The organism is Pseudomonas sp. BJa3 (genome assembly GCF_026343815.1).
Lineage (GTDB): Bacteria > Pseudomonadota > Gammaproteobacteria > Pseudomonadales > Pseudomonadaceae > Aquipseudomonas > Aquipseudomonas soli.
On record NZ_JAOXMC010000528.1, the window covers coordinates 1 to 238 of the forward strand.

The window sequence follows — 238 nt, forward strand, 5'->3', positions numbered from 1 at the left end:
GAGAAGCCGCCGGAACGGAACTCAAGACCGACCGAATCCAGTTGCGGCGCAGGCAGGCGCTGGGTGTTGTTCTCGAGGTTGATCTCGTCGCGCTTGGTCTTCGACCAGCTGACATCGGCGACCAGGCGCACCGCGCCGACATTGAACTCGTTGTTCCAACCGAACGCGTTGATCTCGTCTTCGCGGTAGTTGTACATGCCGCGCACCAGCGGATACACATTGTTGGCGGTGCCGCCGG

At 61.8% G+C, this 238-nt stretch carries 1 protein-coding gene; it reads right to left on the bottom strand.

The genetic code is table 11. The annotated features are described in order from the left end of the window. Window positions 1-238: hypothetical protein (locus tag OH705_RS28670; protein ID WP_267303629.1), on the bottom strand; the 238-nt coding region annotated here is incomplete at both ends.